This window comes from Phycicoccus sp., assembly GCF_035325325.1.
Lineage (GTDB): Bacteria > Actinomycetota > Actinomycetes > Actinomycetales > Dermatophilaceae > Phycicoccus.
Map to the genome: position 1 here is coordinate 7,051 of NZ_DAOLAC010000046.1, position 20,152 is coordinate 27,202.

General features: G+C 72.7%; 15 protein-coding genes and 1 pseudogene. 11 read left to right on the forward strand and 5 right to left on the reverse strand.

All coding sequences use genetic code 11. The features are described 5' to 3' along the window. The 6 genes from PKA89_RS18560 to PKA89_RS18585 all read left to right on the forward strand — a co-directional run. Positions 1 to 739 (forward strand): TraR/DksA C4-type zinc finger protein (locus tag PKA89_RS18560; RefSeq protein ID WP_324422052.1); only part of this gene is annotated, 739 nt, incomplete at its 5' end. Beyond that, on the forward strand, positions 712 to 1,299 hold the full coding sequence (gene lspA / locus PKA89_RS18565; protein ID WP_324422053.1) for a signal peptidase II: 588 nt from the start codon (positions 712 to 714) through the stop codon (positions 1,297 to 1,299). The genes PKA89_RS18560 and lspA, both read left to right, overlap by 28 nt. Continuing rightward, complete coding sequence (locus PKA89_RS18570) at positions 1,292 to 2,215, forward strand: RluA family pseudouridine synthase (RefSeq protein ID WP_324422054.1); 924 nt, start codon at positions 1,292 to 1,294, stop codon at positions 2,213 to 2,215. Before lspA ends, PKA89_RS18570 begins: the two co-directional genes overlap by 8 nt. Before the next feature lie 79 nt (positions 2,216 to 2,294). Further along, positions 2,295 to 5,912, forward strand: a complete 3,618-nt coding sequence (dnaE, locus tag PKA89_RS18575) for a DNA polymerase III subunit alpha (protein ID WP_324422055.1) — start codon at positions 2,295 to 2,297, stop codon at positions 5,910 to 5,912. A 155-nt stretch (positions 5,913 to 6,067) separates the two neighbouring features. After that, positions 6,068 to 7,882, forward strand: a complete 1,815-nt coding sequence (locus PKA89_RS18580) for a bifunctional metallophosphatase/5'-nucleotidase (protein WP_324422056.1) — start codon at positions 6,068 to 6,070, stop codon at positions 7,880 to 7,882. Between the two features lie 68 nt (positions 7,883 to 7,950). After that, positions 7,951 to 10,089 carry a S9 family peptidase gene (locus PKA89_RS18585; protein WP_324422057.1) on the forward strand — a complete coding sequence of 713 codons (2,139 nt, stop codon included), beginning with the start codon at positions 7,951 to 7,953 and terminating at the stop codon, positions 10,087 to 10,089. Here the strand turns inward: PKA89_RS18585 and PKA89_RS18590 are convergent. Next, on the reverse strand, positions 10,079 to 10,939 hold the full coding sequence (locus PKA89_RS18590) for a universal stress protein (RefSeq protein ID WP_324422058.1): 861 nt from the start codon (positions 10,937 to 10,939) through the stop codon (positions 10,079 to 10,081). The two genes, PKA89_RS18585 and PKA89_RS18590, sit on opposite strands and share 11 nt — an antisense overlap. 140 nt (positions 10,940 to 11,079) lie before the next feature. Between PKA89_RS18590 and mtnA the strand changes: the two genes are divergently transcribed. Genes mtnA through PKA89_RS18605 form a run of 3 tightly spaced genes read left to right on the forward strand, consistent with a single transcriptional unit; the run spans position 11,080 to position 13,641 of the window. Further along, positions 11,080 to 12,129, forward strand: coding sequence for an S-methyl-5-thioribose-1-phosphate isomerase (gene mtnA / locus PKA89_RS18595; RefSeq protein WP_324422059.1), 1,050 nt, complete (start codon positions 11,080 to 11,082; stop codon positions 12,127 to 12,129). 43 nt (positions 12,130 to 12,172) lie between these two features. Then, positions 12,173 to 12,859 (forward strand): winged helix-turn-helix domain-containing protein, encoded by a 687-nt coding sequence (locus PKA89_RS18600; protein WP_324422060.1) that lies wholly within the window; start codon positions 12,173 to 12,175, stop codon positions 12,857 to 12,859. Next, entirely contained in the window at positions 12,856 to 13,641 is a 786-nt protein-coding gene (locus PKA89_RS18605; protein WP_324422061.1) for a hypothetical protein, read from the forward strand. The genes PKA89_RS18600 and PKA89_RS18605 overlap by 4 nt, the downstream gene beginning before the upstream one ends. 12 nt (positions 13,642 to 13,653) lie before the next feature. Here the strand turns inward: PKA89_RS18605 and PKA89_RS18610 are convergent, their stop codons facing one another. After that, positions 13,654 to 14,283, reverse strand: coding sequence for a class II aldolase/adducin family protein (locus PKA89_RS18610; protein ID WP_324422062.1), 630 nt, complete (start codon positions 14,281 to 14,283; stop codon positions 13,654 to 13,656). 169 nt (positions 14,284 to 14,452) lie between these two features. Then, positions 14,453 to 14,905, reverse strand: coding sequence for an Hsp20/alpha crystallin family protein (locus PKA89_RS18615; RefSeq protein ID WP_324422063.1), 453 nt, complete (start codon positions 14,903 to 14,905; stop codon positions 14,453 to 14,455). 154 nt (positions 14,906 to 15,059) lie between these two features. Here PKA89_RS18615 and PKA89_RS18620 point away from each other — a divergent pair, with 154 nt between their 5' ends. Both PKA89_RS18620 and PKA89_RS18625 read left to right on the forward strand, forming a co-directional pair. Further along, positions 15,060 to 15,845 (forward strand): thioesterase family protein, encoded by a 786-nt coding sequence (locus PKA89_RS18620; RefSeq protein ID WP_324422064.1) that lies wholly within the window; start codon positions 15,060 to 15,062, stop codon positions 15,843 to 15,845. Positions 15,846 to 16,101: 256 nt separating this feature from the next. Continuing rightward, positions 16,102 to 17,364 carry an MFS transporter gene (locus PKA89_RS18625; RefSeq protein WP_324422065.1) on the forward strand — a complete coding sequence of 421 codons (1,263 nt, stop codon included), beginning with the start codon at positions 16,102 to 16,104 and terminating at the stop codon, positions 17,362 to 17,364. A 51-nt stretch (positions 17,365 to 17,415) separates the two neighbouring features. Here the strand turns inward: PKA89_RS18625 and glnA are convergent, their stop codons facing one another. Continuing rightward, positions 17,416 to 18,840 carry a type I glutamate--ammonia ligase gene (gene glnA / locus PKA89_RS18630; protein ID WP_324422066.1) on the reverse strand — a complete coding sequence of 475 codons (1,425 nt, stop codon included), beginning with the start codon at positions 18,838 to 18,840 and terminating at the stop codon, positions 17,416 to 17,418. Between the two features lie 203 nt (positions 18,841 to 19,043). Continuing rightward, a pseudogene (locus PKA89_RS18635) lies at positions 19,044 to 20,152 on the reverse strand (HNH endonuclease signature motif containing protein); the annotation flags it as partial.

Below are 20,152 nucleotides of genomic sequence, written 5' to 3' on the forward strand. Positions count from 1 at the left end.
GGCGCCCGCGAAGAAGGCGGCGCCCGCGAAGAAGGCGGCGCCCGCGAAGAAGGCGCCGGCCACGAAGGCTGCGCCCGCGAAGAAGGCGACGGCCACGAAGAAGGCGACGGCCACGAAGGCAGCGCCCGCGAAGAAGGCGGCGCCCGCGAAGAAGGCGGCGCCCGCGAAGAAGGCGGCGCCCGCGAAGAAGGCGCCGGCCACGAAGGCTGCGCCCGCGAAGAAGGCGACGGCCACGAAGAAGGCGACGGCCACGAAGGCAGCGCCCGCGAAGAAGGCTCCGGCCACGAAGGCAGCCACGAAGGCAGCGCCCGCCAAGAAGGCGGCCGCGCGCCGGACCGTCGCCGCCTCCTCGCTGCCGGTCCGCGACGACGAGTCGCCGTGGACCGCGGCCGAGCTGCGCGAGGTGCGTTCCGAGCTCGAGCGCGACGTCGAGCAGCTGCGCCGCGAGCTCGACGAGGCCGCCTCCGACCTCGTCGACCTCATGCGTGACTCCGGGGACGGTGCGGGCGACGACCAGGCCGACGCCGGCGCCAAGACCTACGAGCGCGAGCAGGAGATCTCGCTGGCCAACAACGCCCGCGAGATGCTCGAGCAGACCGAGCACGCCCTCGAGCGGCTGGCCGACGGCACGTACGGCACGTGCGAGTCCTGTGGGAACCCGATCGGCAAGATGCGGCTCCAGGCCGCTCCTCGTGCGACCCTGTGCATGCCATGCAAGACGAAGCAGGAGCGCCGCTGACGGCGGCCGAGCCCACCCCGTCCCGTCCGCCGGAGCCCGCGCGCGAGCGACGGGGGCGCCTGCGCACCCTCGTGGTCGCCATCGCCGCGGTGACCCTCGTCCTCGACCAGGCGACGAAGGTGTGGGCGCTGGCCGCCCTCACCCCCGGCACTCCGGTCGACCTCGTGGGCTCGCTGATCCGGCTCAACCTCATCCGCAACGCCGGCGCCGCGTTCTCCCTCGGGGACGGCTCGACGTGGCTGCTCACCCTCGTCGCGCTCCTCATCCTCGGCTGGGTGGTCGTCGGCATCCGACGGATCGACCACCGCGCGTGGGTCGTGCCGCTCGGGCTGCTCCTCGGCGGCGCCGTCGGCAACCTCGTCGACCGGCTGGTCCGCGAGCCCGGCCCCGGCCGCGGGCACGTCGTCGACTTCATCGACTACTTCGGCCTGTTCATCGGCAACGTCGCGGACGTGGCGATCGTCGTCGCGGCCGGCGTCATCATGGTCCTCGCCTACCGCGGGGTGCCGCTCGGCTCGCGCCGCGACGCCGAGCACGCCGCGGAGCCCGACGATGCCTGAGCAGCGCACCGTCCTCGTCCCGGACGGGCTCGAGGGCGAGCGGGTCGACGCCGCCATCGCCCGGCTCTTCGGCCTCTCCCGCACCCGGGCCGCCGACCTCGCGGCCGCCGGTGACGTCGCCGTCAACGCGAGCCAGGTCGGCAAGAGCCACCGGGTCAGCGCCGGCGACATGCTCGAGGTCTCGATCCCGAGCGGGCCGACGAGCCCGACCCTCGAGGTCGTCGCCGAGCCGGTGCCGGGGATGCGGGTGGTCCACGACGACGACGACATCGTCGTCGTCGACAAGCCGGTCGGGGTCGCCGCGCACCCGAGCGTCGGCTGGAGCGGCCCCAACGTCCTCGCCGGCCTCAAGGCGGCGGGCTACCGCATCTCGACGAGCGGGGCGAGCGAGCGGCAGGGCATCGTCTCCCGGCTCGACGTCGGCACCTCGGGACTCATGGTGGTCTGCAAGAGCGAGCGCGGCTACAGCGTCCTCAAGCGCGCCTTCAAGGAGCGCCGGGTCGAGAAGACCTACCACACCCTGGTCCAGGGTCTTCCGGACCCGCTCGTCGGCACCATCGACGCCCCGATCGGGCGCCACCCCGGCCACGACTACAAGTTCGCCGTCATGGACTCCGGCAAGCACGCGGTGACGCACTACGAGCTGCTCGAGGCCTTCCGGCACGCGAGCCTGCTCGAGATCCACCTCGAGACCGGCCGCACCCACCAGATCCGGGTGCACATGGCGGCCGTCCGGCACCCGTGCGTCGGCGACCCGCTGTACGGCGCCGACCCCACCCTCGCGAGGCGGCTCGGGCTCGAGCGGCAGTGGCTGCACGCCGTCGGGCTCGGTTTCGAGCACCCCGGCTCGGGGGAGTGGGTGACCTTCGAGAGCGGCTACCCGGCCGACCTCCAGGACGCCCTCGACCGCCTCTGAGCGCTCGACATCGGGCCGTCGCGCGACACGGCCGACGACACGCCGGGGGTGTCCCCGCGGCGACCTAGGATGGTCGGCGATGTCGACCCCGCCCGCCCCGTCCCCGAGCCCCGCGTCCTCCTCGAAGGGCGACTCGTTCGTGCACCTGCACGTCCACACCGAGTACTCGATGCTCGACGGCGCCGCGCGCATCGGCGACCTCTTCACCCGGGCCGCCGAGATGGGGATGCCGGCGCTCGCCACGACCGACCACGGGTACGTCTTCGGCGCCTACGAGTTCTGGAAGAAGGCCCAGGGCACCGGGGTGAAGCCGATCATCGGCGTCGAGGCCTACGTCACCCCGGGCACCCACCGCACGGACAAGACCCGCGTCAAGTGGGGTGACGAGCGCACCAGCCCCGGCGACGACGTCTCGGGCTCCGGCGCGTACACGCACATGACCCTCCTGGCCCGCGACAACACCGGCCTGCACAACCTCTTCCGGATGGACAGCCAGGCCTCACTCGACCAGGTCTACGCGAAGTGGCCGCGCGTCGACCGCGAGCTCCTCGACCGCTACGGCCAGGGGATCATCGCCACCACCGGCTGCCCGTCCGGCGAGATCCAGACCCGCATCCGGCTCGGCCAGTACGAGCTCGCGAAGCAGGCCGCCTCCGACTTCCGCGACATCTTCGGCCGCGAGAACTACTTCTGCGAGCTGATGGACCACGGCCTCGACATCGAGCGCCGCGTCCAGCAGGACCTCCTGCGGCTGGCCCGCGAGCTCGACCTCCCGCTCGTCGCGACCAACGACCTGCACTACACGAGCCCCGAGGACGCCAAGGCGCACGGTGCCCTCCTCTGCGTCCAGTCCGGCTCGACGATGATGGACCCGGGCCGGTTCAAGTTCGACGCCGACGACTTCTACCTCAAGAGCCCGGCCGAGATGCGCCACACCTGGCGCGAGCTACCCGAGGCCTGCGACAACACGCTGCGGATCGCCGAGATGTGCGAGATCTCGTTCACCGAGGGCGAGGGGCGCTTCATGCCGCGCTTCCCGTGCCCGCCCGGCGAGAACGAGGAGAGCTGGTTCGTCAAGGAGGTCCAGAAGGGCCTGCACGAGCGGTTCCCCGGCGGCATCCCCGAGTACGCCCAGCGGCAGGCCGACTACGAGGCCGAGGTCATCATCTCGAAGGGGTACCCGGGGTACTTCCTCGTCGTCGCCGACTTCATCACCTGGGCCAAGGAGAACGGCATCCGGGTCGGTCCGGGCCGTGGCTCCGGCGCGGGCTCGATGTGCGCGTACGCGATGAAGATCACCGACCTCGACCCCATCCCGCACGGCCTGATCTTCGAGCGGTTCCTCAACCCCGAGCGCGCGTCGATGCCCGACTTCGACGTCGACTTCGACGAGCGCCGGCGGGGCGAGGTCATCAGGTACGTCACCGAGAAGTACGGCGCGGAGCGGGTCGCCCAGATCGTCACCTACGGCACGATCAAGGCCAAGCAGGCGGTCAAGGACTCCGCCCGCGTCATGGGTCACCCGTTCGCCGTCGGCGAGCAGCTGACCAAGGCCATGCCTCCGGACGTCATGGGCAAGGGCGTGCCGCTGTCCGGCATCTACGACCCGAACCACCCGCGCTACGGCGAGGGCAAGGAGTTCCGCGACCTCGTCGCCCAGGAGCCGCACCTCCAGGAGGTCGTCGAGACCGCGAAGGGGCTCGAGGGCCTCAAGCGCCAGTGGGGCGTGCACGCCGCCGGTGTCATCATGTCGAGCGAGCCGCTCATCGACGTCATCCCGATCATGCGGCGGTTGCAGGACGGCCAGGTCATCACCCAGTTCGACTACCCGAGCTGCGAGTCGCTCGGGCTGGTCAAGATGGACTTCCTCGGGCTGCGCAACCTCACCATCCTCGACGACGCCATCGCCAACGTGAAGGCCAACCGGGGCGAGGACATCGACCTCGACGCGCTGAGCAAGGACATGACCGACAAGGCCACCTACGACCTGCTGGCCCGCGGCGACACCCTCGGCGTCTTCCAGCTCGACGGCGGCGGCATGCGCACCCTGCTCAAGCTGATGCAGCCGGACAACTTCGAGGACATCTCCGCCGCCCTCGCGCTCTACCGGCCCGGCCCGATGGGCGTCAACGCGCACACGAACTTCGCGCTGCGCAAGAACGGCAAGCAGGAGCTCGTCCCGCTCGACCCGCAGCTCAAGGGCAAGCTCCAGCCCGAGATGGTCGCGGCCCTCGAGCCCATCCTCGGCACGACCTACGGCCTGGTGATCTACCAGGAGCAGGTCATGGAGATCGCCCAGAAGCTCGCCGGGTACACGCTCGGCACCGCCGACCTGCTCCGGCGCGCGATGGGCAAGAAGAAGAAGGAGGTGCTCGACAAGGAGTACGAGCCCTTCGCCAAGGGCATGATGGAGAACGGCTACACCGAGGCCTCGGTCGCCGCGCTCTGGGGTGTCCTCGTCCCGTTCTCCGACTACGCGTTCAACAAGGCGCACACCGCCGCGTACGGCCTCGTCTCGTACTGGACCGGCTACCTCAAGGCCAACTACCCGGCCGAGTACATGGCTGCGCTGCTCACCAGCGTCGGTGACGACAAGGACAAGTCGGCCCTCTACCTCGGCGAGTGCCGCCGGATGGGCATCAAGGTGCTGCCCCCGGACGTCAACGACTCGGTCGGCCAGTTCGCCGCCGTCGGCACCGACATCCGCTTCGGCCTGCACGCCATCCGCAACGTCGGCCACAACGTCGTCGAGGCGATCATCCAGGCGCGTGAGGAGAAGGGGCGCTTCACCTCGTTCCGCGACTTCATGTCCAAGGTGCCCGCGGTCGTCTGCAACAAGCGCACCATCGAGTCGCTCATCAAGGGCGGCGCCTTCGACGGCCTCGCCGAGACCCGGATGGGCCTGCTGCGCATCCACGAGGAGTACGTCGACGCCTTCGTCGCCGTCAAGCGGCAGGAGGCGATCGGCCAGGACAGCCTCTTCGGCGCCTTCGGCGACGACGGCGGTGGCTCCTCCGGCGGCGACCTCATGGGTCTCGCCCCGGTCCCCGGTGTCGAGTGGGACAAGCAGACGCTGCTCTCCTTCGAGCGCGAGATGCTCGGCCTCTACGTCTCCGACCACCCGCTCTTCGGGGTCGAGCACGTCCTCTCCGCCCACGCCGACACCCAGATCGCGAGCCTCACCGCCGACGAGGGGGGCCGGCCCGAGGGGTCGATGGTGACGATCGCCGGGCTCATCACCGGGCTGGCCATCAAGCGCACGAAGAAGGGCGACCTCTGGGCCATCGCCACCGTCGAGGACCTCGCCGGCTCCATCGAGTGCCTCTTCTTCCCGAGCACGTACATGACCGTCTCCGGGATGCTCCAGCAGGACCAGATCGCGGTCGTGCGCGGCAAGCTCAACCGGCGCGACGACCAGGTGTCCATCTACGCCCAGGAGCTCACCCTCCCCGACGTCAGCGAGGGCCCGCGCGGCCCCGTCGTCGTGACGATGGACACCGCCCGCGCCACCCCGCAGCGGATCGAGGAGCTCAAGGGCGTCCTCACCAACCACCCGGGGACGACCGAGGTGCACCTGAAGCTGGTCAAGCCGGGCCGGGCGGTCGAGATCCGCCTCAACGCCGCCTTCCGGGTCTCGGCCAACGAGTCGCTCTTCGGCGACCTCAAGGTCCTCCTCGGCCCCCGCTGCCTCTCCTGACGCGACCGGGCGGCGACCCTGCGGTGAACGGTGGTCGACGCCGTGGATCCGCCGCCCGCCAGGGGGTGCCGTCCGGCGGACTTTCTCCTAGGGTCTACCTCACGCGACCGCCCGGACAGGGGGCGGTGCACGGAGAACCCAGGAGACCCTCCACCATGAGATCGACTCGACGACGCGTCCTCGGCGCGGGTGTCGCGGCCGCCGCCATCGCGGCGCTCACCGCCGGCACGCCGGCCCTCGCGGGCGGGCACGACGACCACGGACGCGGGCACGGCCACGGGCACCACCCGCAGCCGAGCCGCACGACGACCGTGCAGCTGCTCTCGTTCAACGACTACCACGGCCACCTCGAGGCGACCGACGGTCCGCTGAGCAAGACCCTCGACCCGAGCCAGACCGCGGTCGGCGGCGCCGAGTACCTCGCGACGGCGCTGAAGTCGCTGCGGGCCAAGGCGCCCCGGGGCAGCTCCCTCACCGTCGCCGCCGGCGACCTCATCGGCGGCTCGCCGTTCCTCTCCGGCCTCTTCCACGACGAGCCCTCGGTCGAGTCGCTCAACGCGATGAAGCTCGACGTGAGCAGCGTCGGCAACCACGAGTTCGACGAGGGCACCACCGAGCTGCTGCGCATGCAGAAGGGTGGCTGCCACCCGACCGACGGCTGCTACTTCCCGAAGCAGCCGTACGGCGGCGCCGACTTCCAGTGGCTCGCCGCGAACGTCGTCCTCAAGCAGCAGGCGGCCGCCAAGGGCCGGGGCCACGACCACGGGCACGACAAGGAGCGCACACTCCTGCCGGCCACGTCGGTCAAGAAGGTGAACGGCGTCAAGGTCGGCTTCATCGGGATGACCCTCGAGGGCACCCCGACCCTCGTCGACCCGGCCGGCGTCGCGAACGTCGAGTTCAAGGACGAGGTCGAGACGGCCAACAAGCAGGCCCGCGAGCTGCGCAAGCAGGGCGTCAACTCCATCGTCGTCCTGCTCCACGAGGGCGGCGTGCAGTCCGGCACCTACCAGCAGTGCGTCGGCATCTCCGACCCGATCGCGACGATCGCGAGGACGATGACCGCCGACGTCGACGCCATCATCACCGGGCACACGCACCAGCCGTACACGTGCTCCATCCCGGACCCGAAGGGCAACCCGCGTCTGGTGACCAGCGCCGCCTCGTACGGCCAGGTGGTCTCCGAGACCGACCTCGTCATCGACCGGCGCACCGGTGAGGTCGACCGGAAGAAGTCGACCTCGGTCAACCACCTCGTGGCCCGCGACACGTTCGCCAAGGACCCGAAGCAGACCGCGATCATCGCCAAGTGGAACACCCTCGCCGGTGACCTCGGCCAGCGCGTCGTCGGCTCGAACAAGGAGGACATCACCGGCGACTCGAGCACCTGCCGCTGCACCGAGACCCCGATGGGCGACCTGCTCGCCGACGCCATCCTCTGGGGCACCAAGGCCCCGGCCAACGGCGGTGCGCAGCTGTCCTTCATGAACATCGGCGGGGTGCGGGCCAGCCTGCTCCTCGCGCCGAAGTACACCGAGGCCGCCGGGCAGATCACCTACAAGGAGGCCTACGACGTCGCGCCGTTCGGCAACCTGCTCGTCTCGATGGACATGACCGGGCAGCAGATCAAGGACACCCTCGAGCAGCAGTTCATCGCCGGCCGCCCCGGCGGTCGTGACGCGCTGGCGCTCGGTGTCTCGCAGGGTTTCTCGTACACCTGGGACCCCACCGCCGCGCAGGGCAGCCGGGTCGTGGCGTCGTCGATGACGCTCAACGGGACGCCGATGGACCTGGGCGCGACCTACCGGGTCTCGACCCTCAACTTCCTCGCCAACGGGGGTGACTCGTTCACCGGCTTCACCGCGGGGACGAACCTGCTCGGCGGCGCGGAGGACCTCGCGAACCTCGTCGCGTACTTCGAGGCGACCCCCGGCCTGACCGCCCCGGCGGACCGGGTCGCCGGTCTCTGACCGGACTCGCACCGACGAGGGCCGCACCCCATCCGGGGTGCGGCCCTCGCCGTGCGTAGGGTGGCGCCATGCCGAGCCCCCTGCCGCCGACCGCCCCGCGCCGCGAGCACGTCCGCGAGCACCACGGCGACCGCGTCGCCGACCCCTACTGGTGGATGCGCGACCTCGAGGACCCCGAGCTCGTCGCGCACCTCGAGGCCGAGAACCGCTACGCGGAGGCGGTGACCGAGCACCTCGCGCCGTTGCGGCGCACCCTCTTCGAGGAGATCCGGGCGCGGGTCAAGGAGGACGACCTCTCGGTGCCGGTCGCGAGCGGGCCGTGGTGGTACTTCAGCCGCACCGCGGAGGGCAAGCAGTACGGCATCCACGTCCGGGTGCCGCGGGCCGACGGCGACCTGCGCCCCGACCCGGAGGCGTCCGCGGTGCCGGGCGAGCAGGTCGTCCTCGACGGCAACGTCGAGGCCGGCGACTCCGAGTTCTTCTCGCTCGGCGCCCTGACGGTCAGCGCGGACCACCGGCTCGTCGCCTTCGCGGTCGACACCGCGGGGGACGAGCGGTTCGACCTCACCGTCCGCGAGGTGGCCACCGGCCGCGTCCTCGACACGGCGCTCACCGGCATCGGCTACGGCTGCGAGTTCAGCCGCGACGGGTCGGTCGTCTTCTACACCCGCGTCGACGACGCCTGGCGGCCGCACCAGCTGTGGCGGCACCGCGTGGGGAGCGACCCCGCGGACGACGTCCTCGTCCACCAGGAGGACGACGAGCGGTTCTGGATGGGCATCAGCGGCAGCCGCGACGAGCGCTGGCTGCTCCTCGGGCTCGGGTCGAAGACCACGTCCGAGGTGTGGATGCTGCCCTCGGACGACCCGGAGGGGGAGTGGCGGGTCGTCGCGCCGCGGCGCGAGGGGGTCGAGTACGACGTCGAGCCGGCAGGGGATCGGCTGCTCGTCGTGCACAACACCGACACCCCCGACTCCGACCTCGCGTGGGCCCCGCTCGAGGCGACGAGCCACGAGCAGTGGGTGCCCCTGTTGGCGTCCGGCGAGGGCGAGCGGTTCGTCGGGGTCGACGCCTTCGACGGCGCGAGCGTCCTCTCGTTGCGCACCGGCGGGCTCACCGCCCTGCGGGTGCTGCCGCGCGACGTCACGTCGGTCTCCGGCCACGGCACGCCGTGGGACGTCGAGGTCGACCAGCCGGTGCACTCGATCGGGTTGGGCGACAACCCGGAGCCGGACCAGAGCGCGGTGCAGGTGGTCGTCGAGTCGTGGACGACGCCGCGCACCGTTCTCGAGGTGGACCTCGCGACCCGCGTCCGCACCGAGCTGAAGCGACAGCCCGTGCTCGGTGGCTTCGACGCCGCCGACTACGAGGAGTCGCGCGAGTGGGCCACCGCCGCCGACGGCACGGCGGTGCCGGTCTCCGTCGTGCGGCGTCGGGGAGTCGTCGCCGACGGCACCAACCCCGGCCTGCTCACCGCCTACGGCGCCTACGAGATCTCCTCGGACCCGTACTTCTCGGTCGCCCGGCTCGGGCTGCTCGACCGCGGTGTCGTCGTCGCCGTCGCCCACGTGCGCGGTGGCGGCGAGATGGGCCGGCGCTGGTACGACGACGGGAAGCTGCTCGCGAAGCCGAACACGTTCTCCGACACCGTCGCCGCGGCCCGGCACCTCGTGGAGTCCGGATGGGTCGCTCCGGACCGGCTCGGGCTCGAGGGCGGGTCCGCCGGCGGGCTGCTCGTCGGCGCGGTGCTCAACCTGGCCCCGGAGCTGTTCCGGGTCGCGCACGCGGCCGTGCCGTTCGTCGACGCGCTGACCACCATCCTCCAGCCCGAGCTGCCGCTCACCGTGGGGGAGTGGGAGGAGTGGGGCAACCCGCTCGAGGACCCCGAGGTGTACGCGGCGATGCGGGCCTACACGCCGTACGAGAACGTCCGCGCGGTCGAGTACCCCGCGGTGCTCGCGACGAGCAGCCTCCACGACACCCGGGTCTACGTCACCGAGCCCGCGAAGTGGGTGGCCCGGCTGCGCGAGACCGCGACGAACGACCCGACCGCCCGCCCGGTGCTGCTGCGCACCGAGATGTCCGCCGGCCACGGTGGCCGCTCGGGGCGGTACGCCGCCTGGGAGCAGGTCGCGTGGGAGTGGGCCTTCGTCCTCGACCGCCTCGGGGCGACCGAGCGGGTCGACGGGGGCGCCGTCAGCGGGTGACGAGCACCGGGCACTCGGTGCGCGAGACCAGCCGGAGCGCCGTCGACCCGACGTGCAGCCCCTCGAAGCCCCCGGCACCACGGGCGCCGACGACGACCAGGCTCGCGTCCTCGCTGCTCTCGGTGAGGGCGTGCACCGGGTCCGCGCGCACGACGTGCACCTCGACCTTGGTGTCGGGGTGCTCGGGACGCAGGGCGGCGACCGTGGTGTCGACGATCCGTTCGACCCCGGCGACGTACTCCTCCCAGCTGGAGGCGCTCGCCAGGGTGGGGTCGGCGACGCCCCGGGCCTGCCAGGCGTGGACGGCGTCGACCGTGCCGCCGAGGATGGTCGCCTCGCGGACCGCCGAGCGCAGCGCGCCGAGCGAGGTCTCCGAGCCGTCGACGCCGGCGACGACCCGCCCGCCGGACGCCGGGGAACCGGAGGTCGTGTGGCCGACGACGAGGACCGGGCAGTGCGCGTGGGTCAGCACCTGCATCGCGACCGCGCCGAGGCTGGTGCGGCTGAGCAGGCCGTGGCCGGCGACTCCGACGACGACGAGGGCCGCCGTGTGCGAGGAGGCGATGAGCGACTGGCTCGCGTAGCCGTCGTGCAGTGCCGAGGTGACGGTGAGGTCGGGGTGCGCGGCGTGCGCCCTGGCCACGGCGGCCTCGAGCAGCCGCCGGCCGTGGTCGGTGACGAGGGCGCGGTCGGCGAGTGCCCCGAAGCCCAGCATCGGCAGGTCGGGGGCGAAGGCGTGCAGCACGTGCAGGGTCATCCCCCGGGTGCTCGCGAAGTGTGCGGCCTGCACCACGGCGGCCTTCGACAACGGCGACCCGTCGACCCCCACGACGACACGAGGCTGGCTCATCGTCACGTCCTCCTCCTCGGTTGGTGGGCGGGCGCCCCGCCCACTCCGACCGTCCCACCGTCCGGGGTCGGGCACAAGGACGCATGTCACGAGTCGCGCCACCGGGATGGCGCGGAGGTGGCACGTCGTAGGGTGCCGCCATGAGCCTCCTCGCCCTCACGTGGGACGACGCCGCGGGCCCCGACGGCCGCGGCTCCCTGCGCCTCCTCGACCAGACCCTCCTGCCGCTCACCACCGAGTACCTGGTGGTCGAGCGGGTCGACGACCTCGTCGGCGCCATCGAGCGCCTCGCGGTCCGCGGTGCGCCGGCGCTCGGGGTGGCCGGGGCGATGGGGGTCGTCGTCGCGATGGACGAGGCGGCCCGGGAGGGATGGGACGAGGCACGCCTCGCCGCCGAGGTACGGCGCGTCCGGGATGCCCGCCCGACCGCGGTCAACCTCGCGTGGGGGGTCGACCGCGTCGCGCCGCTCGTGCCGCAGGGCCGCGACGCCGTCCTCGCCGCCGCGCGGCAGCTCGCCGCCGAGGACGAGGCGGCCAACCGCGAGCTGTCCCGGCTGGCCGCGGACTGGCTCCTCGCGCGGGTCGACCGGCCGCGGCTGCGGGTGCTCACGCACTGCAACGCCGGGGTGCTGGCGACGTCGGCGTGGGGCACCGCGCTCGGGGTGGTCCGCGAGCTGCACGTGCGCGGACGCCTCGAGTTCGTCTACGCCGACGAGACCCGCCCGCTGCTCCAGGGCGCGCGGCTCACCGCCTGGGAGCTCGCCGGCGAGGGCATCCCGCACGCCGTGCAGGTCGACGGCGCCGCGGCCTCGACCGTGCTGCGCGGGATGGTCGACTGCGCCGTCGTCGGTGCGGACCGGATCGCCGCCAACGGTGACGTCGCGAACAAGGTCGGCACGCTCGGGGTCGGCCTCGCCTGCCGCGAGGCGGGCATCCCGCTGCTCGTGGCCGCGCCGTGGTCCACGGTCGACCTGGCGACCCCGGAGGGCGCCACCATCGAGATCGAGGAGCGTCCCGGGGAGGAGGTCGTCGAGTTCGCCGGGACCCGCACGGCGCCGTTCGCCTCGCCCGGCTACAACCCCGCCTTCGACGTGACCCCGGCACGCTTCGTCGCGGCGGTCGCCACCGAGCGGGGCGTCCTCGAGCCCGCCGCCGGGCAGCGGATGGACGGCGTCCTCACCGGATCCTGAAGAAGAGGGCTTCATTCGGTCGATATGAAGGTATGATCTTCAGATGGTTGATCTGAAGACCGATGCTTCACCGTGTGTCGTCATCGGTGACCTCGTCGGCTCGCGCGAGGCCCGGGACCGCCGCACCCTCCATGCGACGCTCGAGGCCGCGCTCGCCGCCACCGAGCGGGAGCGGCCGTCCCTCTCCGGGCTGCGGACCACGGTCGGGGACGAGTTCCAGGGCACCTACGCCACCCTCGGCGAGGCGCTCGACGCCGCGCTGCGGGTGCGCCTGCGGCTGTTGCCCGGCGCCGACGTCCGGGTCGGGGTCGGCCGCGGCCGGGTGAGCGTCATCGACGCCGACCGGGGCATCGAGGACGGCCCGGGCTGGTGGGCCGCCCGGGCGGCAGTCGAGGGGGTCGAAGCGGCGGCCGAGCGAGCTCCGACCCGGTTGCTGCGCACCGGCGTCCGCACCGCCACCGAGGCCGGCGACCGGGTGCGAGAGCCGGGTCTCGACGAGCACGGCGCGGCGGCGGCGGTCAACGCGGCGCTGCTGTGTCGGGACCATCTGGTTGGCTCTCTCTCAGGCCGGTCACTCCGACTGCTGAGGGGGCTCATGGATCCCGAGACCACGCAGGCCGCGCTCGCCGAGCGCGAGGGCATCAGCGCGTCCGCGGTCTCCCAGCGGGTGCGCGCCGACGGCATCGGCGTGGTCCTCGCCGCGCACGCCCTGCTCCGGGGGCTGCCATGACGTGGCTCGGGGTGTGGCTGGTCGGCGTCGGCCTCGCCGACCTCGTCCGCGGCGGGGGCGAGCGGCCGGGACGCGAACGCGCGGCGGTGCTGGTCGGCGCCGTCGCCGTCGTCCTCACGGCGCTCCTCGCGGGTCTCCACGCACCGGTCGACCTCGTCGTGCTCGTCGGCTCCCTCGTGGCGCTGGTGCTCTGGGTGCGGTGGTCGCAGCAGTCGCTGACGACCGGCACCGGCCACGTCGCGGCGCTCGCGTCGCTCGCCGGCGGGGCGGTCTGGCTCGTCGGCCTGTCCGGCTGGGCCAGCGAGGCCGGTGGGCCACTGCGCGACTGGCTCGGCTGGGCGGACCTCCCGGCCCTCGTCGCCGCCCACGGCCGCTCCGCGGCGCACGTCCTGCTCGTGCTCGGCCTCGTCCTGGCCAACCTCGCCACCGGCAACGTCGTCGTCCGGCTCGTCCTCGTCGCCATCGGCGCGGTCCGGCCGGTCGAGCGGGCCGGGACGGAGGGCGAGACCGGTCCGCAGGCCTCCGAGCAGCTGCGCGGCGGGCGGCTGCTCGGCCCGATGGAGCGGGTGGTCATCCTCGGCCTGGGCCTCGCCGGCCAGCTCGGCGCAGCCGGTCTCGTCATCGCCGCCAAGGGCCTCATCCGCTTCCCCGAGCTGCAGAGCAAGCGCTCGGACCACGAGTCGGTCGAGGGGGTCGGCATCGACGAGGTCACCGAGTACTTCCTCGTCGGCTCGTTCGTCTCGTGGCTGCTCGCGCTCGGCGGCCTCGTCCTGGCCGGCTGAGGCCGAGACCGCTCAGACCTCGATGATCCGACCGCAGTACTCCTCGGGGAAGTCGGCGCTCGTGTCGCCCGCGACGAGGAGCCGGTAGGTCATCGTCGCGGCCTCCTCGAGGTTGAGCGCCCGGCGCAGGGCCATCGGCACGCTGTCGCCGAGGGCCGAGCAGCCATGGTGGGCGAGGACGACGGCGTCGTGCTCGCGGGCGGCCTCGGCGGCGGCGTCGGCGAGGGCCTCGCTGCCGGAGGGGATGAACGGCACGCGCCCGCAGGACCCGAGGTAGTACTGGTGGTCGAGGGTCGTGAACCGGATCGGGGCCCCGAGCAGGTCGACGAGCAGGACGTGCTGGGGATGGAGGTGGACGATCGCGGCGACGTCGTCGCGGACGGCGTAGGTGCGCGCGTGCAGCCGCCACTCGCCGGAGGGGCGCTCGGTGCCGGCGACGCGCTCGCCGTCCGGGGTCAGCTCGGCGAAGTCGTCGTGGGTCAGCCGGTCCAGCCAGGTGCCCGTGCCGGTGACGAGGAACCGGTCGGTACCCGGGACCCGGACGGAGAGGTTGCCGCCGCTGGCCTGGACGAGGCCACGCTCGACGACGTGCCGGCCGGCGTCGACGAGCTGGTCGAGGAGGGCGGTGCGGGAGTCGCTCACCGCCCGATCATGCCGCAGCCGAGCCCCTGGCGTGCGTAGCGGTTCAGCAGGACGCCGTGGGGCAGCGGCGTGCTCGCCCGGACGGGGCCGCCCTCGGGCTCCCCGGACACGGCTCGGCGCCGCACCGGGGGACGGGTGCGGCGCCGAGGTCGCCACCGGGGGACGGGGCTCAGGCCGAGACCGGCTGCGCCCCGGTGTCGCTGGTCTCCCCGCTGATGACCCGGTGACCGCCGGTGTGGTTGACCGAGATCTTGCGCGGCCGGGCCTCCTCGGCGACCGGGATGGTCAGGGTGAGGACGCCGTCGGAGTAGTCGGCTTCGATCCGGTCGAGGGCCACGCCGTAGCCCAGGGTCAGCTGCCGGGCGAAGGTGCCGGAGGGCCGCTCGTGGGAGAGCCACTGCACCTCGCCGTCGGTCTGCTCGCGGCGCTCCGCGCGGATGGTGAGGGTGCGGTCCTCGACGTCGACGTCGACGGTCGAGGGGTCGACGCCGGGGAGATCGACCTTGGCGACGAACGTCTCGCCGGTGCGGTAGAGGTCCATCGGCATCGCCGTGCTCGCGGGCGTGCGGAGCGTGCCGGCCAGCATGCGGTCGAAGTCGCGGAACGGGTCGAAGGTGGCCATGGATTCCTCCGTGATGGTGCTCGTGCGGGTGGTGACCCGCGGTCTCCGTGTGACATGAGTGTCAACGACTCAACTTATAGACGTGTTCCCGACGCAGGTCAAGTCGCCCGGCCGGAGGTCGGTCGGTGCTCGCCCGGTGCGTAGGGTCGGGGTCGTGGAGAGCAGCGGGGTGGCGTACTTCGAGCGGCTCGGCCCGAGCACGTTCCGGGCGACCGAGCACACCGGTGGGGCGTGGCGCGAGGACGAGCAGCACATCGCGCCCGCCCTCGGTCTGCTCGCGCACGTCGTCGAGCGCGACCGTGACGCCCGGCGCCCCGACCGGCCGGTGCTCGCGCGGCTGTCCTACGACATCCTCGGCACCGTGCCGGTCGACGTCGTCGACACCGAGGTGCGGGTGCTGCGGCCCGGGCGGACGATCGAGCTGGTCGAGGCGTCCGTCGCCCACGGTGGCCGAACGGTCGCGGTGCTGCGCGCCTGGCTCCTCGTCGAGCGCGACTCGGCCTCGGTCGCCGGATCCCCGGTGCCCGGGATCCCCGGTCCCGACGAGCTCGAGCCCTGGACCCCGAGCGCGCTGTGGCCCGGCGGCTTCATCGGCTCGGTCGAGCTTCGCCGCCACCTCGAGGAACCCGGCCGCGGCTGGTTCTGGGTGCGCACGCCGGTGCCGCTCCTCGCCGGCGAGGAGGTGAGCCCGACCGCCCGCGTCGCGGGGCTGCTCGACATCGCCAACGGGATGACCGTCCGCGCCGACCCGCGCGAGGTGCACTTCCCGAACGTCGACCTCACGGCGCACCTGCTGCGGGTGCCGGAGGGGGAGTGGCTCGGCGTCGACGCCTCGATCACGTTCGGCGACAACGGTATCGGCGTGACGAGCAGCCAGCTGCACGACGCCGCTGGTCCGCTCGGCTCGCTCGCCCAGTGCCTCACGGTCCGCCCCCGCTGAGGGTGCGGTGATGTGACGTCGCGCACCCCGTCGTCGGCGTCGCCCCGGGCACGTCCCGCGTCACTGGCGTGGAGCCAGGCTTGCGAGCCGCCCGGTCCCCCTGCACCCCGAGCGGTCCGCCCGACGGGAGAAGGTCGTCACGACTGCCCATCCGCGGCCCGGCCCCGATGCGGCCGGATCGGTCCGGGGGACCGCCGCAGGTGCGCCGCGCCGCAGGGGCGCGGCCCGCGTCTCGTCGACCGTCCTCGTGCTCGGGATGGTCAGCCTCCTCACCGACCTCTCGTCGGAGTCGGTCTCCTCGGTCCTGCCCCTCTACCTGACCACGACGATCGGGTTGTCCGTCCTCGGGTACGGACTGCTCGACGCCGCAGTCCAGGGCTCGCAGGCCCTCGTCCTCGTCCTCGCCGGATGGCTGGCGGACCGGGGTGACCACCCGCGGCGGGTCGCCCTCTCCGGCTACGCCCTCTCGGCCCTGACCCGGGCGGGACTGCTGGTGGCCGGCGGGGCCGGCGCCCTCACCGCCCTGCTCGCCCTGGACCGGCTCGGCAAGGGCATCCGCACCGCACCGCGCGACGCGATGATCGGGGCTGTCTCCGCGCCGAGGACGCTGGCGCGTTCCTTCGGGGTGCACCGCGCCCTCGACACGGCGGGCGCCGCACTCGGCCCGCTGCTCGCCGGAGCGGTGCTCTGGGTGTCGCCGGGTGACTTCAGCAGCGTCTTCGTCGTCTCGCTCGCCTGCGCAGTCATCGGCGTGGCGGTCCTCGGCCTGCTCGTCCCGGACGTCCGCCCGCGTCGCGCCGCGTGGGTGGAGCGGCACCGGCAGCGGCACGGTCGTGGCCTGCCGCCCTGCGTCGGGTGCACCTGCGACGTGCCGGGGCTGGTCCCGGGGGTCCCGTCCTTCAGCTGGGCGTTCCTCCGGCTCCCCGGGCTGCGACGGCTGTTGGCGGTCGCGTTCATCCTCGCGCTGCTCAGCGTCGGCGACGGCTTCGTCTACCTCGTGCTCCAGTCCCGGGACGGCTTCGCGGCCGCCTGGTTCCCGCTGCTCTACGTCGGGACGAACGCGGTCTACATGGTGCTGGCGGTGCCCGTCGGCCGGCTGGCCGACCGGGCCGGACGGGCGCGTGTCTACGTCCTCGGGCACCTGGTGCTCGCGTCGGCCTTCGCCGTGGCCGGCTCGCCGTTCGCCGGCCCGACGGCGACGGTGGCGAGCCTCGTCCTCCTCGGCGCGTTCTACGCGGCGACCGACGGAGTGCTGTCCGCCGTCGCCGGTCGGATGGCCCCGGAGGCCGCGGCATCGGCCATCGGCGCGGCCCGGACCGTCGTCGCCGTCGGGCGGATGGTCGCGGCTGGAGGCTTCGGGCTGCTCTGGGTCACCGTCGGCCGGGCTCCCGCGATGCTGGTCGTCGCCGGCCTGCTCGTGGTCGCGGTGCCGGCGGCGGCGATCCTGTTGGGTCGGGACGACGCGCCGGGCCGTGGGCACCGCACGACGGTCCGAGCGCTCACCGGCCACGGAGACTGAGCGACGCCCCCGCCGGGAGTCCCGGCGAGGGCGTCGCTCACGTGCGTCGGCTCAGATGTCGAAGTACATCTCGAACTCGTGCGGGTGCGGGCGGAAGCGGATCGGGTCCACCTCGTTGACCCGCTTCCAGTCGATCCACGCGCCGATGAGGTCCTCGGTGAAGACGTCGCCCTCGAGGAGGAACTCGTGGTCGGCCTCGAGCGCGTCGAGGACGGCGGGCAGCGACCCGGGCACCTGGGCGATCGACTCGTGCTCCTCCGGCGGGAGCTCGTAGAGGTCCTTGTCGACCGGCTCCGGCGGCTCGATCCGGTTCTTGATGCCGTCGAGACCGGCCATCAGCTGGGCGGCGAAGCACAGGTAAGGGTTGGACGACGGGTCCGGCACGCGGAACTCGATGCGCTTGGCCTTCGGGCTGTCGCCGGTGATCGGGATGCGCACGCAGGCGGAGCGGTTGCGGGCCGAGTACACGAGGTTGACCGGGGCCTCGTAGCCCGGGACCAGCCGGTGGTAGCTGTTGACCGTCGGGTTGGTGAACGCCAGGAGCGCCGGGGCGTGCTTGAGCAGGCCGCCGATGTACCAGCGCGCGATGTCGGAGAGACCGCCGTAGCCGCGCTCGTCGTAGAAGAGCGGCTCGCCGTCCTTCCACAGCGACTGGTGCGTGTGCATGCCCGAGCCGTTGTCGCCGAAGATCGGCTTCGGCATGAACGTGGCGGTCTTGCCGCCCTCCCACACCGTGTTCTTGACGACGTACTTGAACTTCATCATGTCGTCGCCGGACTTGAGCAGCGTGTTGAAGCGGTAGTTGATCTCCTGCTGGCCCGCGGTGCCGACCTCGTGGTGGCTGCGCTCGACCTCGATGCCCACCTTCGCGAGGTTGAGGCAGATCTTGTCGCGGGTGTCGGCGAAGTGGTCGACCGGCGGGACCGGGAAGTAGCCGCCCTTGTACCGGGTCTTGTAGCCGCGGTTGCCACCCTCCTCGGCGCGGCCGGTGTTCCAGGCCGCCTCGACGGAGTCGATGTAGTAGTAGCTCGCGCTCTGCTTGGTCTCGAAGCGCACGTCGTCGAAGACGTAGAACTCCGCCTCGGCGCCGAAGAAGGCGGTGTCGGCGATGCCGGTGGACTTGAGGTACGCCTCGGCCTTCGCCGCGATGTTGCGCGGGTCGCGCCCGTAGGCCTCGCCGGTGAAGGGGTCGACGATGCTGAAGTTCATGATGAGCGTCTTCTCGACGCGGAACGGGTCGACGTAGGCCGTCGTCGGGTCCGGGATGAGCTTCATGTCGGACTCGTGGATGGCCTGGAAGCCGCGGATCGAGGATCCGTCGAACATCTGGCCGTTGGTGAAGAAGTCCTCGTCGACCGTGTGCGCCGGCACGTTGAAGTGCTGCATGACGCCGGGTAGGTCGCAGAACCGGATGTCGACGAACTTGACGTCCTCGTCCTTGATGAAGGCGAGGACCTCGTCAGCGGAGCTGAACACTGTGTTGAACCTCCTGGTTCGGTGCAGGGGCTATGGGAGCCAGCCCTGATGGCGTTGCCGACGACGGTAGGGCGGGGCGGTTTCCCGTCGGTGACCCGGATGTTTCGCCGACGTAACGCACGCCACCGTATCAAGGAGTGGGATGACCGGCCCGAGGCGTGGAACAGGGCGAGACGTCGCCGGCCGGTGTGGGCGCCAGCTCGTCAGAACGGGGGCCGGATGGGCGCCGCGGGTCGCGCGCGGGCGCGTGCGGGATGGAGTCCTGTGACGTGGACGGGGTGCGGTGGCCGGCGGAGCTCGACACGGCAGGTTCTGGGCAGGGGGTCGCGGCCGCCGAGGGTGTGCTCGATGGCGAACTCGAGGGTCGAGTGGGGTGCGTCGGGGTCGACGAGGCTGGGTCTGGGGGGTGGGTGTCGGCTGTCGTGCCCGGTGTCGGGCAGGGTGAGTGGGCGGTGGTCGACGGGGTCGGTGGTGCGAGTGACTCCGGTGGGGTCGGTCCAGGTCATCGAGCCGTCGGGGTGGAGGTCCACCCGCCAGCCGTGGCGCTGCTTGACCCGGTGGTGGCGGCGGCAGAGGCAGGCGAGGTTGGCGGCGGTGGTGGGACCGGTGGGCCAGGGGGTGACGTGGTCGAGGTCGCAGAACCTTGCGGCGACGTGGCAGCCGGGGAAGCGGCAGTGCCCGTCGCGGGCCCGGACGAGGCGGGCGAGGGCGGCGCCGGGGCGGTAGGCGTCGGTGGCCAGGTTCTCCCCGGTGTCGGTGAGGGCGCCGGAGTCCGGGTGAAGGGCGACGCGGCCGTACCGGTCCGCTCTGGCTGTGGTCGAGGCGACGGCGTGGTCGAGCCAGTCGCGCGGGACGAGCGCGGGCTCTCCCGGTGCCAGCCCGTGCACCGCGACGAGGTCGGTGGGTCGGTCGGGGCACCCGGACCTTGTACCGGGCGCCGGCAGCCCCTCGCGGTCGGCTCCGGTCAGGCCTCCTGCCGCGCCCGCTGACTGGAGGTGCCCGGGTGCGGTGTGGCGGTCCGTGCCCGGGGTGGCGCGGTCCGCCGGAGCCGCTGCTGCGGGCGTGGTGCTGAGGAGCTGGACCTGCAGTTCGATGGTGGCGTGGCCGGTGACCAGGTCGGTCAGGGCCTTGGCCCGGGCGCGCTCGATCCGCTCGCAGGTGCCGTCGGTGACGTACCGCTGCGCCAACGCGTCGATGGCAGCCCACGCGGCGCACGCCTCCTCGGAGGGGAAGGTGCCCAGCCAGGTGTCGACGCCGGGTTCGTCGACCCAGCGCCGCAGCGAGGAGGCCGAGCGTGCCCGCACCGACTTCT